The sequence below is a fragment of the Microvirga lupini genome (assembly GCF_014191055.1).
GTDB lineage: Bacteria > Pseudomonadota > Alphaproteobacteria > Rhizobiales > Beijerinckiaceae > Microvirga > Microvirga lupini_A.
In genome coordinates, this window is the sequence record NZ_JACHWB010000001.1 from 988,023 (window position 1) to 1,000,128 (window position 12,106).

11 protein-coding genes are annotated in these 12,106 nt (G+C 63.9%); 4 read left to right on the forward strand and 7 right to left on the reverse strand.

Translation table 11 applies throughout. The features are described from left to right. Nucleotides 1-8 precede the first annotated feature (8 nt). Nucleotides 9-1,283 (forward strand): dicarboxylate/amino acid:cation symporter, encoded by a 1,275-nt coding sequence (locus tag FHR70_RS04970; RefSeq protein WP_183447672.1) that lies wholly within the window; start codon nt 9-11, stop codon nt 1,281-1,283. 69 nt (nt 1,284-1,352) lie between these two features. Here FHR70_RS04970 and FHR70_RS04975 read toward each other — a convergent pair whose 3' ends face one another. After that, nucleotides 1,353-2,477, reverse strand: coding sequence for a CAP domain-containing protein (locus tag FHR70_RS04975; RefSeq protein ID WP_183447674.1), 1,125 nt, complete (start codon nt 2,475-2,477; stop codon nt 1,353-1,355). A gap of 293 nt (nt 2,478-2,770) precedes the next feature. Between FHR70_RS04975 and FHR70_RS04980 the strand changes: the two genes are divergently transcribed. Further along, a complete protein-coding gene (locus FHR70_RS04980) occupies nt 2,771-3,970 on the forward strand; it encodes an MFS transporter (protein WP_246407879.1) in 1,200 nt (399 codons plus the stop codon). Between the two features lie 104 nt (nt 3,971-4,074). Here the strand turns inward: FHR70_RS04980 and FHR70_RS04985 are convergent, their stop codons facing one another. Genes FHR70_RS04985 through FHR70_RS05000 form a run of 4 tightly spaced genes read right to left on the reverse strand, consistent with a single transcriptional unit; the run spans nt 4,075 to nt 8,169 of the window. Continuing rightward, nucleotides 4,075-4,839 (reverse strand): isocitrate lyase/PEP mutase family protein, encoded by a 765-nt coding sequence (locus tag FHR70_RS04985; protein ID WP_183447677.1) that lies wholly within the window; start codon nt 4,837-4,839, stop codon nt 4,075-4,077. 8 nt (nt 4,840-4,847) lie between these two features. Then, nucleotides 4,848-5,903 carry a bifunctional transcriptional activator/DNA repair enzyme AdaA gene (locus FHR70_RS04990; protein WP_183448514.1) on the reverse strand — a complete coding sequence of 352 codons (1,056 nt, stop codon included), beginning with the start codon at nt 5,901-5,903 and terminating at the stop codon, nt 4,848-4,850. 56 nt (nt 5,904-5,959) lie between these two features. Next, complete coding sequence (locus FHR70_RS04995; RefSeq protein ID WP_183447679.1) at nt 5,960-7,303, reverse strand: cytochrome c peroxidase; 1,344 nt, start codon at nt 7,301-7,303, stop codon at nt 5,960-5,962. 5 nt (nt 7,304-7,308) lie between these two features. After that, entirely contained in the window at nt 7,309-8,169 is an 861-nt protein-coding gene (locus tag FHR70_RS05000; RefSeq protein ID WP_183447681.1) for a hypothetical protein, read from the reverse strand. Nucleotides 8,170-8,293: 124 nt separating this feature from the next. Here FHR70_RS05000 and FHR70_RS05005 point away from each other — a divergent pair, with 124 nt between their 5' ends. Continuing rightward, nucleotides 8,294-8,953: a Fe2+-dependent dioxygenase gene (locus tag FHR70_RS05005; RefSeq protein WP_183447684.1), complete on the forward strand. Its 660-nt coding sequence runs from the start codon at nt 8,294-8,296 to the stop codon at nt 8,951-8,953. 3 nt (nt 8,954-8,956) lie between these two features. On the opposite strand, the gene FHR70_RS05010 is transcribed toward FHR70_RS05005, so the two are convergent. Further along, nucleotides 8,957-9,577: a TIGR02466 family protein gene (locus FHR70_RS05010; protein WP_183447685.1), complete on the reverse strand. Its 621-nt coding sequence runs from the start codon at nt 9,575-9,577 to the stop codon at nt 8,957-8,959. A gap of 127 nt (nt 9,578-9,704) precedes the next feature. Here FHR70_RS05010 and FHR70_RS05015 point away from each other — a divergent pair, with 127 nt between their 5' ends. Next, the gene (locus tag FHR70_RS05015; RefSeq protein WP_425487838.1) at nt 9,705-10,925 is read left to right on the forward strand and encodes an adenylate/guanylate cyclase domain-containing protein; all 1,221 of its coding nucleotides are present in this window, start codon (nt 9,705-9,707) and stop codon (nt 10,923-10,925) included. Here the strand turns inward: FHR70_RS05015 and FHR70_RS05020 are convergent. Beyond that, complete coding sequence (locus FHR70_RS05020; protein WP_183447687.1) at nt 10,913-11,899, reverse strand: glutathione S-transferase family protein; 987 nt, start codon at nt 11,897-11,899, stop codon at nt 10,913-10,915. The genes FHR70_RS05015 and FHR70_RS05020 overlap by 13 nt on opposite strands. Nucleotides 11,900-12,106: the final 207 nt, after the last annotated feature.

Sequence of the window (12,106 nt, forward strand, 5' to 3'; positions counted from 1 at the left end):
CAATTCACATGTTGCAATCGTGGTTTACCCGGCCGCTCTGGCAGCGGGTCGCGGTGGGCTTTGCCCTCGGCATTGTCGCGGGCGTCCTCGCCGGCGAGCAGGCGGCCGTCTGGTTCAAGCCGCTCGGCGACATCTACCTGAACCTCGTGCGGATGATCGTGATCCCGCTCGTGTTCTTCACCATCACGTCCAGCGTGGCAAAGCTCGCGGAAGCCGGCAACGTGGCGCGCTTGGGCCTGCGCACCCTGTTCTGGTTCGTCGCCACCTCGGCGATTGCCGTGCTGGTGGGCATCGCGTTCGGCCACCTGATCGATCCAGGTATCGGCCTGTCGAACCTGCCGCTCGGCGAGGTGAAGCCGCGCACGATCCCGACCCCGCTCGAGGTGCTCATCGGCATCGTGCCGACGAACCCCATCAAGGCCATGGCCGACACCAACGTGCTGCAGGTGCTGTTCTTTTCCGGCATCGTCGGCGCTGCCCTCGTGTCGCTCGGCGAGAAGACCGCGGGCATCCGTAATCTCGTCGATCAGGGTGCGACGCTCGTCTTCCGCATCACCCGCTGGGTGCTGCAGCTCACACCCATCGGCACCTTCGGGCTGATCGCCTGGGTGGTCGGACGCTACGGCCTGTCGTCGCTGCTGCCGCTGGGCAAGTTCATCGCCGCCATGTATCTCGCCTGCCTGTTCCACATCATCGTGGTCTATGGCGGCCTGTTGAAGCTGCACGGTCTGAGGGCCGGGCGCTTCTTCCGCGGCGCAGCGCCTGCCATGCAGATGGCTTTCGCCACCTCGTCGAGCCTCGCCACGCTGCCGATGTCCCTGCGTGTTGCCGTCGAGAAGCTCGGCGTGCCGCAGAGCTATGCGAGCTTCGCGGTGCCGCTCGGCGCCAATGTGAAGATGGACGGCTGCGGGGCGATCTATCCGGCCATCGCGTCGATCTTCATCGCGCAGTATTTTGGGCTCGATCTCACGGTCACGCAGTATGTGCTCATCGGCCTCACGGCGGTGCTCGGCTCGCTCGGCACGGCGGGCGTGCCCGGCACCTCGATCGTGATGCTGACGCTCACCTTGAGCACCGCCGGCCTGCCGCTCGAGGGCATCGGCTACATCATCGCCATCGACCGCGTGGTCGACATGATGCGCACCATGACCAACGTCACCGGCCAGGTGCTTGTGCCCGTTCTCGTGGCGAAGGAGGAGGGCGTTCTGGATCAGGCCGTCTATGACGGGGCCATCGAGACGCGTGAGCCTGCCCGAGAGACGGTTCTCGTCGCGGCCGAGTAAGGCTCACGTCATGTAATCAGCAAAAAGGCGGGCCCAAAGCCCGCCTTTTCTTTGTCCGCAAAGGTGCATTCAGAACAGGAAGTCGGAGGCGCCGATCAGCGAGAGCTTTACGTTGAGCAGCGCGATCGACTGACCGTCGGCCTTGACGATCACGTCGTCCACCTTGCCATCGCTATCGCCGTTACCTCGTGTGATGCTGAGTTCGCGGAAGCTCAAGTCATTGCCGCGCAGGTCGATACGGTCCACGCCGTTGGTGAAGTCCGTGATCTTGTCTGCACCCCACTTGCCCGTGAAGCGGAACGTATCGGCCCCCGTGCCACCGGAGAGAAGGTCGTTGCCGCTCTCGCCTGCAAGGAAATCGCGGCCAGTTCCGCCATAGAGCTTGTCGTTACCTGCACGTCCATAAAGTGTGTCGTTGCCGCCCAACCCCTTGATCGTGTTAGCAGCGGCTGTGCCATAGATGGTGTTGTTGCCGGACGTGCCCCTGGCTGGATCGATCAAGTCGAGCTTCACGTTCGAGGACCCGACACTCACCTGCTTGGTGACGGAGGAATACCCGCCGCCTGAGAACGTGACTTTGTAGGTGCCGGAGTCCAAAGCCAGATTATAGCCGCCTGCGCTGCCCGTCGTGGTGGTGTACTTGGCTCCGGTTGCGCTGACCGCCGTGACCGTGAGGCTGCCAAGCCCTTCGCCGATGTCGTAGAACCGGTCGCCGTCCTTGTCGTCCATGGTGACGCCGGTCAGGAAGACCTTGCTTCCCGAACGCGCGAAGTTCTGCGTGACGAAGGCCGCATCCCAGGTCTGATAGCCACCTGTCTGAAAGCCGATGCCGATTTCCTGGAAGCTGCCGTTGAGGATATTGGCCTTGTGGCCAGGGCTTTTCATCAGATTCGCGTGCAGGAGTTCCACCTCGTCCTGCAGGCCGGCCGGCCCCCGCAGGCTTGCCCAGGCGATGTTCTCACCCGAGGTCCAGGATCCGGTGAAGCTGTAGCCCGCGTTGATCATGCGCTGGTGCGGAGACGAGCCTCCCAATCCCGTGTGGTTGAAGACATCCGTCGCAATCATCCAGTTGCTGTGCTGGTCCGCCGAATCGTTGAGGTTGCCATTGAAGGCGAGTGGCTGTGCCCCGGTCTTCGCGCGTTCCCGGTTTACCAGTTCGAGCATCAATTGCTCGTAGGCCGTGGCCTGAGACATGAATACCCCTTCTTAAAAGTCACTGTCCCGGTTGCCGGGCTTATTGCTTGGGTCTTGTCGTTAGAGCCCAAATGGGAAAAAGTTGTGACTCTTGTGGAACCCTGTTTCGATGGCGCCGATGCCCAGCAGGAAGAGGAATTTTGCCCTGCCTGCGCCGTAGCCCTGGATTGCAGGATGGGCAGGGGATCCAAAGCTCATTCTAGGCTATAGGAGGAGCGGAAACGCCGCCGGAAGCAAGCTCCGGGCTTGATGCCACAACAAAAGAACCCTCGATGGACACCAAATCACCCGTCATGCCCGCTGCCCCCCTCCAGACTTCGGCGGAGAGGATCGCGGTGCCCATCCTCGCCGCCATCAGCGTGTCGCACATGCTGAACGACCTGATCCAGTCGCTTCTTCCGGCGATCTACCCGATCCTGAAGGACAATTACCGTCTCGACTTCGGCCAGATCGGTCTGCTGACGCTCACTTTCCAGATGAGTGCATCGCTGCTGCAGCCGCTCGTCGGAACGTTCACGGACCGCAGGCCGCAGCCCTTTTCCCTCGTGGTCGGCATGGGCTTTACCCTCATCGGCCTGCTGACGCTCTCGCAGGCGCATTCCTATCCGATGCTGCTCCTCGGCGCGGCGCTGGTGGGCATGGGCTCGTCGGTCTTCCATCCGGAATCCTCGCGAGTCGCCCGCATGGCCTCGGGTGGACGCCATGGGCTGGCGCAGTCGGTGTTCCAGGTCGGCGGCAATGCGGGCACGGCCCTGGGGCCGCTGCTCGCGGCCTTCATCGTCGTGCCATTTGGACAGGGCAGCATTGCCTGGTTCTCCGCCGTGGCGCTGCTCGCGATGCTGATCCTGTTCGCGGTCGGACGCTGGTACCGGGACAGGCTGGTGGAGTTGAGGGCGAAGCCGAAGGTGGCGCAGAAAACCTCACCCGTGTCGCGCCGGCGCATCGCCCTATCGATCACGATCCTGATGCTGCTGGTCTTCTCGAAGAACTTCTACATGGCCGGCCTCACCAGCTACTACACCTTCTACCTGATCTCGAAGTTCCAAGTGTCGGTGCAGGATGCGCAGGTCTACCTGTTCATCTTCCTCGGAGCCGTGGCGGCCGGAACGCTGCTCGGCGGTCCGGTCGGCGACAGAATCGGCCGGCGCTACGTGATCTGGATCTCGATCCTCGGTGTGCTGCCCTTCACGCTCCTGCTGCCCTATGCCGGCCTGTTCTGGACCGCGGTGCTGAGCGTCATCATCGGCCTCGTGCTCGCCTCCGCGTTCTCGGCCATCCTGGTCTATGCGACCGAGCTCGTACCCGGCCGTGTCGGCACGATCGCCGGCCTGTTCTTCGGCCTGTCCTTCGGCATGGGTGGCTTAGGGGCCGCAGCCCTGGGGCAGCTCGCCGACGCGACGAGCATCGAGACCGTCTACAAGGTCTGCTCGTTCCTGCCGGCCATCGGGCTGCTCGCCTATTTCCTGCCGAAGATCGAGAAGGCGCGGGCTTAAGCCGCTTCGCGCATCTTTCCGTTCTGTCCTCATCCTGAGGAGGTCGCTTGAGCGACCTCCTCAGGATGAGGGCTTGTGAGTGTACCGATGTTGGAAGTGAGTGCTCAGAGCAGGGCTTCTCTTGCAGCGTTCTCAAGCGCCTTCATCATCATCCGGTACGGTCCGGGCCCATGGCTGATGCGCGCGACGCCGAGCTCTGCGAGGCGCGCAGCCGGGGGAGCCGAAGCGCTCGCCATGATGTTGACCGGCAGAGGCGAGGCTTCGACGACGCGGGCGATCAGGGCCTCGTTCACGAGGCCCGGGACGAAGAAGCCGTCCGCGCCCGCATCGGCATAGGCACGTCCGCGGTCGATGGCCTCCGCAACGAGGCCTTCATGGGAGTCGGCCGGGGCGATGAGAAACACGTCGGTGCGCGCGTTGAGGAATGCGGGAATGCCCAGTCGCTCGGCTGCGTGGCGGGCCCCTGTGAGCCGCGCCGCCTGTTCCGAGACCGCGCGCAAAGGTCCGGACTCGCGCGCGCTGTCCTCGAGGTTGCACCCGATGGCGCCGGCCTCCACCGCACGGGCGACGGTCATGCCGACACCATCGGGCGTCGCGCCGTACCCGCTTTCCAGGTCGATCGTCACCGGCAGATCGGTGGCGGCCGTGATGCGCTCCAGATTGGCCAGCGCGAGATCGAAGGGCATGAACTCGCCGTCGTCGAAGCCATGCGCCGCCGCAACCGACCAGCTGCCGGTCGCGAGCGCCTTCGCGCCGCTTGCCGCAACGGCTTTCGCGGTGCCGGCATCCCAGACGTTGAACAGGATGATCGGATTGCCCGGAACGTGGAGCGCCTTGAACGCTTGGGCCTTCGTGACTTGATCGGACATCCGTAACCTCAAAGCTGCGATTGTGATTGTGCCATGCGCTGCTCGTGATTGAGCAGCCATTGCTTGCGCCAGATCTTGCCGCCGTAGCCAGTCATGGATCCGTCGGCGCCGATGACACGATGACAGGGGACGATGATGGCCACCTGATTGGCGCCGTTCGCTCGTGCCACCGCCCGTACCGCGTTGGGGCATTCCATCGCAGCCGCGAGGGCGCCGTAGCTGCGTGTCTGGCCGACCGGGATGTGCTGCAAAGCATTCCAGACGTTCGCCTCAAAAGCCGTGCCTTTCTGAACGAGCGGTACGGTGAATGCGGTCAGCTGTCCTGAGAAGTATCGCTCCAGTTCACAAGCGAGGAGGTCGAGCATCGCGTGGCTCCCGAAGCGGATCGGCCCGGTCCGCTCGTGCAGCCGCTTGATCTCGTTGGGAAGCGCCTTGCGTTCCGCGAATTCCAGCAGGTGCACGCCCGCATCGTCCACCACGGCGAGCATCGCGCCGATAGGCGTGTCGAGCCATTGCGCCGTGAGGATCTGGTGCGCCGTCATGCGGGTCGGCGCATCGCCTATGAGCCTGCTGATGGCCTCGCGAAAGCCGCTGCCGGATTCATAGCCCGCGTCGAGCTGGGCATCCATCACCGTGCCGCCCTGCTGCAGGGTGCCGACCGCAAGCCCCAGCCGCTGGGAGCGTGCATATTGCGCGAAGGTGACGCCGTATTTGCGCTGGAAGGCGCGACGCACGGTCGAGGGATCGTAGCCCAGCGCCTTCAGGTCTCCCGCGCTCCACCGCCTGTCGGGCTCCGCCTTGATCCGATCTCTCAAGATATGGAGAGCCTCGCTCGCAGGCGGCTTGATGTCGAGGGGCCTGCAGCGCAGGCAGGGGCGAAAGCCCGCCTCCTGGGCCGTGTCCCGGCAGTCGAAGAACACGACGTTGGTGCGCTTCGGCTTGCGGGCCGGGCAGGTCAGGCGGCAGAAGATGCCGGTGGTCTTCACGCCCACATAGGCGAACCCCTCGTAGGAAGGATCGCGGGCGATGAGAGCCGCAAAGAGAGTGTCGTCGTCACGGAGCATTGGCATGCCGTTGTTCTAGCGCAATTGCCGGGACCCTGTCGCCGGAAACGAGGCGTCTATTTTTTGCCAGACGAGGAGACTTGGGCCACATCCACGCTGAGCCGCATTTGAGGATGAATGCCGCAGATCACATCGTAATGGCCGGGCTGATCGAAGCCGATGGTCACGGTATCGCCCGGGTTCTGAGCATCCGAGTTGAAGCTCGTGCCGGGGCCGTCGACGCGCACGTTGTGAACCCGCGTGTCGTCATTGAGAATGCGCAATGCCTCGCCCGTCTTCAGCACGACGGCGCCCGGCGAGAAGCGCCGATCCTTCTGGCTGATGGTGGACGCTGCAACCGCCTCTGCGCCAACACCCGCCACCATGGCTTTGGCGGGAAGACTTGCCGGTCGCGGGGGATCGTTGCTGGACAGTGTATTGAGGAAGGCGACGAGTTGCCCGCGCTCCGTGGCGCTGAGTTCGATGCGCTGCGGCAGGTCGGCCGAAAGGGTGGGGCGCTTCACGATGCGGTCGGCGTAGTGGTCGACCACATCCTCAAATGTGGCGAGGGAGCCGTCATGCATGTAGGGCGCGGACCAGACCCGCTCGCGCAGGCTCGGCGTTTTGAAGGCATGGTTCGCCGCGCTCACCCCGAGCACGGGTCCGCGTCCCTTGTCGGGGCTCGGCAGCCCGATGTCGTGGAAGGCTTCATCAGTGAAGCGCCAGCCCTGGTGGCAGGCGACGCATCCGCCCTTGCCGACAAAGAGCGAGAAGCCCGCAAGTTCATCCGGCTCCAAGGCCTTGTCGTCACCCTTCACCCATTGGTCGAATCGGGTCTCGGGCGAAACGAGCGTTCGCTGGAACGCCGCCAGGGCCTTCGCCAGATTGTCTCGCGAGACGGCAGGATCGTCTGGAAAAGCGGCCGCAAACGCCCTGCGCATCTGCGGATCGGACGAAAGTTCGCGCAGGGACGTTTGCAGATCGCCCGCCATTTCCCGCACATTCTCGATCGGCACCATGGCCTGGGTTTCCAGGCTCGAGGCCCGGCCGTCCCAGAAGAAGGACAGGCCCCAGGCCAAGTTCCACAGGGGTGGCGTGCGGCGGTCGAGAGGCTGCCCGTCATGGCCTACATGCCGGTCGACGCCGTCGGAGAAGGAGAGATCAGCCTGATGGCAAGTCGAACAGGCAGTCATGCCATCGCCCGACAGGCGTGTGTCGTCGAACAGTTTTGCGCCGAGCGCCACTTTCTCCGTCGTGGCCGGATTGTTCGGCGGCGTGGGCGTATGATCGGGACGCGCGAAAACCTTGCGCCAGTGCTCGGCATCGAGCGGAGCGGGCTTGTCGGCCGCACCGCCGACCAGGCTTGCGAGCACGAGGCCCGCAAGCACCCGGCCGGCTTTGGCGAGGCCTTCGCGCGTCATGAGCGTTAGCGCAGGTTCCCGAGCTGCAGCTCGAACTTCGCGATGGTGCTCAGAAATTCGCCGGAATCCTTGACGGCCTGCTTGGGCGGCGTCACGGCCGGGAAGACAGCCTTGAGATCGTTGAGGCTTGCCTGCACGGCCTTGGCGGCGTCGGCGTTCTTGGCGGAAGCGGCCGGCATGACCGTTCCGACGAGGCGGTCCACTTCCATTACGAAGCCGCGCGCATCCTGGTACTCGACCACATTGGCGATGCGGCCCTTCTCAACAGCTTCCGCATATTCGTCGGCCGCCTGCTGCAGCACCTCGAGAGCGGTCTCAAGCGTGAAGTAGGTGCCGTTCTCCTCCTTGGCCTTCACGGCGGTCTCGGCGGCAGACAGACGCTCGTCGAGGGCCGCGCGGGCGCGGGCGTAGGCTTCCTTGTTCTTGGCCTTCACGGTCTGGGAGAGCGACTTCAGGGCGACCTGGAAGGGCGCGATGCTGAAGGTCTTCAGATCGTCGCGAATGCTGGCGTAGATCTCTTCCTCCGGGTGCAGGAAGTGCGGCAGCGCATCGGCCCAGCGGCCGGCATCGATCAACTCTCCGCCGACCAGGAGATGACCGCGGATCATCTCGATGCCGCGATAGAGGTGCAGCGCCGGGGGAAGCTGCGCGGCGCCGGCCCCGCCCTCGTCACCTTCTCCGCCCGAGGTTGCTGCCGGAGCCGCAGCTCCGTGGCCCTGATGCTGGGCGAGATGAATCAGGGGCTGGTCCGCCTTGGCTTCAATCTGGGACTGTGTCTGCGTAGGCGTAAAAGATGCCTGTGATGCTGCCGGTGTCGCGACCAGAACCGCGGTGCTCAGCCCCGCCCAGATCTTCCGTCTCTTCATGCTGTTCCCCTTCGATGGGCCAAGCCATCGGCGCACAGTTTAGAACTTCTAAAAACTACTTGCCTTTACAATGACTTAGCTACTGAATATGGGGTGCCCTTGCAAGCCTGAAAGTGCCTCATCCATGCTGATCACCATTGCAGATATCCTGTCCCCGGCCGAGCTGGAAGAGGTTCGTGCCATGCTTGGATCCATGCGTTTCGAGGATGGCCGCGCGACGGCGGGATGGAGCGCCAAGCTCGTGAAGGACAATGAACAAGCGCGCGAGGGTGCTGCCCTGACCCTGATCCGGGAAAAGGTGACGAAGGCCGTCATGGGAAACGAGGTCTTCAGCCTCGCTGTTCGCCCGAAGGCTCTGACGCCCCTGATCTTCGCTCGCTACGGCCAAGGCAAGGAATACGGCTCCCACGTGGACAATCCGCTGATGAACGGCATTCGCACGGATGTGTCCTTCACGCTCTTTCTGGCCGATCCGGCCTCCTATGACGGCGGCGAACTGGTGATCGAATCCGTCTCGGGGGAGGAGGAGGTGAAGCTGCCGGCGGGCCATCTGGTCGCCTATGATTCGACGAGTCTGCACCGGGTGGCTCCCGTCACGCGGGGCGAGCGCATGGTAATGGTGGGCTGGGCGCAGAGCTTTGTGCGCGACAGTGCCAAGCGCGAGCTCCTCTTCGATCTGGAGACCGCCAAGCGAGGCCTCTTCGCCCAGGCCGGAAAGACACCGGAATTCGACCTGCTGGCGAAGAGCAGCGCCAATCTCTTCCGGATGTGGGCGGAGGTTTAGGTCCTACTGCCAGGCGTAGTTGAAGCTGATGCTGATGCGCTCGGATTCGGCCTCGTTCAGGGGCACCTCGTGGCGCAGCCAGCTTTCCCATAACAGCACCGTGCCGGGAACGGGCTTCATATAGGCGAACTGCCGATTCTCCGGCTTGGCCTTGGCCTTGCGGGGCGGGGCCGCCATCATGAAGCCGAGGCGCGGATCCTCCAGCTTGAGGGCGCTCGCTCCTTCCGGGATCGTCACGTAATAGGTGCCGCTGATCACCGAATGCGGGTGGATGTGCGAGGTGTGGATGCCGCCCGGCGGCAGGATGTTGATCCACAGGCTGTCCATGACGAGCTTGCGGCCCTGGAGGTCGTATTCCAGCTCCTTGGCGAAGGCCGCCACGTGCTTGTCGATCTCCTTCAGGAGGTCGCCGAAGACCGGAACGCGCCAGGGCAGGTCGTTGAGGGACGCATAGGACGTATAGCCCGGATAGCCGTGCTTGGCGCACCAGCGCTGGCCGGCCTCGTCGTCCTCGGCGATGGACAGGCTTGCTGCCTCAAGCTCGGCATTGCGCTGTTCGGCCTTGGAGCCTGTCAGCTCGGCGCGGTAGACTTTGGTGACGAAAAGCGTATCGATGCTTGCCATGGCTCGGCTCTGTTACAGGGGCTGGCCCCTTGTCAAAATGATTGCCCGATTGAGGCGCATAGCAGCTTTCCCGGGCGAACGCCTCCCCTGACTTGAAGGTTTCACGGGGACACCACACCTTGGCCTTATGATGCTTCCTCCCGCCATAGCCTTCTCGGACGATCTCCTGACCATGGCCAAGAGCCTGGACACGGAGAGCCTGTCGCGCGTCATCGCCCTGCGGGACTGGATCGTCACCAGCGGGGCCCGGATGGAGGATTCGAACGAGGTCCTGACCGGCTTCCTCAACCGGCTGATCGATCTGGGGCTGCCCATCGACCGGGCCGTCTCGGCCATCGAGGCGCTCCATTCCGAATATGCCGGCATCGGCCGGTTCTGGACCCGGGAGGAAGGCACCGTCGTGCGCTACCTGCCGCACGGCGACCGCCGCGAGGACGTCTACCAAGCCAGCCCCTTCGCCTATGTGAACCGTACCGGCGAATGGCTCATCCTCGATCTGGACGAGACCCCCGATGATCTCTTCCCGATCATTCCGGAGCTGAAGGAGGCCGGCTACCGGCAATACGTCACGGTTCCGATCTTGTTCACCAACGGGGCCGAGAACGCGATCTCGTTCGCGACCCGGACGCCGGGCGGGTTCGGCCAGCGGGAACTCACGATCCTGCGCATGGCCATGCCGTCGTTTGCCCTCGTCACCGAGCTGCGCGCGACGAGCAATCGCCTCGACCAGGTGCTACGCATCTATGTGGGCGACGACCCGCACAAGGCGATCCTGTCCGGGGCCATCCAGCGCGGGCAGGTGACGCGCATCCGCTCGGCCATTCTGTTCGCCGACATGCGCGACTACACGCATATCTCGTCGACGCTGAGCCCCGAGAGCGCGGTGGAGCTACTGAATACCTATTTCGACTGCCTCGTCCCACCCATCGAAGACGAAGGCGGTGAGGTTCTGAAATATCTGGGCGACGGTGTGCTCGCGATCATGCGCGACAAAGGCGACGATACAGGCGGCGCGGCACAATCGGCGCTCACGGCCGCCACCAATGCGCTGCGGCGCATCGAGGCGGCGAACAGCGAGGGGCGCTTTCCCGTGCCGATCAGCGTGGGTTTCGCTCTGCATCACGGCGACGCGGCCTATGGCAATGTGGGCTCCGGCCAGCGCCTCGACTTCACGGTAATCGGGCGCGACGTCAATCTCGCAAGCCGCATCGCCGAGTTGAACAAGCGGCTGGGTGAGCCGCTGCTCATGTCAAAGCCCTTCGTGGAGCACCTGTGGGGCAATCCTTCTCCCCTCGGAGCCCATGCGGTGGAAGGCTTCGCGGAAGCCATCGAAGTCTACCGCCCCTGAATCCCCTCGCGGCCGTGAGGCGCATCGAGATTCAAGGTGGGCCCAACCGGAACGATGCCGGTCGGATTGATGGTCTTGTGGCTCTCGTAATAATGCCCCTTGATGTGAGCCATGTTCACGGTCCCGGCGATGCCGCCGGTCTGGTAGAGATCGCGCAGATAGCCGGACAGGTGCGGGTAGTCGGCGATCCGGCGCAGGTTGCATTTGAAGTGCCCGACATAGACCGGATCGAAGCGCACCAGCGTGGTGAACAGCCGGATATCGGCCTCGGTGAGCCTGCTGCCGCAAAGATAGCGGCGTGAGGACAGGCGCTCGTCGAGTTCATCCAGAGTCTCGAAGAGCGGACGTACGGCCTCTTCATAGGCCTGCTGCGTCGTGGCGAAGCCCGCCTTGTAGACGCCGTTGTTGATATGATCGTAGATGCGCGCGTTAAGAGCCTCGATCTCAGGCCGGAGATCCGCAGGGTAGTAGTCGCCGGGCTTTGCCCCGATGCCGTCGAAGGCCGCGTTCAGCATGCGGATGATCTCGGCGGATTCATTGCTGACGATGGTGCCTTTCGCCTTGTCCCAGAGCACCGGCACCGTCACGCGCCCCGAATAGTCGGGCTTGGCGGCGGTGTAGACCTGATGCAGGTAGCGGGCGCCGTGGATGGGATCTGGGACGACACCGGGGCCGTCCTCGAAGGTCCAGCCGTGTTCCAACATGCGCCAATGAACGACGGAGACACCGATCATCGCCTCCAGACCTTTGAGCCGGCGCATGATCAGGGTGCGGTGCGCCCAGGGGCAGGCCAGCGACACATAGAGGTGATAGCGCCCGCTTTCGGCTTTGAACCCGTCTTCGCCAGTCGGGCCCGGGGAGCCATCCGTCGTGACCCAGTGGCGGAAGACCGCGTTCGTCCGCACGAAGCGGCCGCCCGTACTCTTGGTGTCGTACCACCGGTCCTGCCAGATCCCGTCGACAAGCAGCCCCATCTCTTCCTCCCATTGTCCTGAAATCAGACAGATGGTCGAATCCCGCAAGGATCAAGAGCCTCCCCGGCAGCAGGCCGTGCGACAGCCGGAACCGAAGCCTCATGGCAGAACCGGCTTGACGGGAGAAGCGATGTATTACAGGAACATGAGAGGATGTCGGGATGCTCCGGCGCCGGCCAGGAGGAACCTTTTCCTTCCTGGCAGAAG

Coding starts and splice junctions, on each gene's coding strand:
- FHR70_RS04970 (WP_183447672.1), top strand. CDS start 9: ATGTTGCAATCGTGGTTTACCCGGCCGCTCTGGCAGCGGGTCGCGGTG.
- FHR70_RS05000 (WP_183447681.1), bottom strand. CDS start 8,169: ATGAAGAGACGGAAGATCTGGGCGGGGCTGAGCACCGCGGTTCTGGTC.
- FHR70_RS04985 (WP_183447677.1), bottom strand. CDS start 4,839: ATGTCCGATCAAGTCACGAAGGCCCAAGCGTTCAAGGCGCTCCACGTT.
- FHR70_RS04975 (WP_183447674.1), bottom strand. CDS start 2,477: ATGTCTCAGGCCACGGCCTACGAGCAATTGATGCTCGAACTGGTAAAC.
- FHR70_RS05020 (WP_183447687.1), bottom strand. CDS start 11,899: ATGGGGCTGCTTGTCGACGGGATCTGGCAGGACCGGTGGTACGACACC.
- FHR70_RS05005 (WP_183447684.1), top strand. CDS start 8,294: ATGCTGATCACCATTGCAGATATCCTGTCCCCGGCCGAGCTGGAAGAG.
- FHR70_RS05010 (WP_183447685.1), bottom strand. CDS start 9,577: ATGGCAAGCATCGATACGCTTTTCGTCACCAAAGTCTACCGCGCCGAG.
- FHR70_RS04990 (WP_183448514.1), bottom strand. CDS start 5,903: ATGCTCCGTGACGACGACACTCTCTTTGCGGCTCTCATCGCCCGCGAT.
- FHR70_RS04995 (WP_183447679.1), bottom strand. CDS start 7,303: ATGACGCGCGAAGGCCTCGCCAAAGCCGGCCGGGTGCTTGCGGGCCTC.
- FHR70_RS04980 (WP_246407879.1), top strand. CDS start 2,771: ATGCCCGCTGCCCCCCTCCAGACTTCGGCGGAGAGGATCGCGGTGCCC.
- FHR70_RS05015 (WP_425487838.1), top strand. CDS start 9,705: ATGATGCTTCCTCCCGCCATAGCCTTCTCGGACGATCTCCTGACCATG.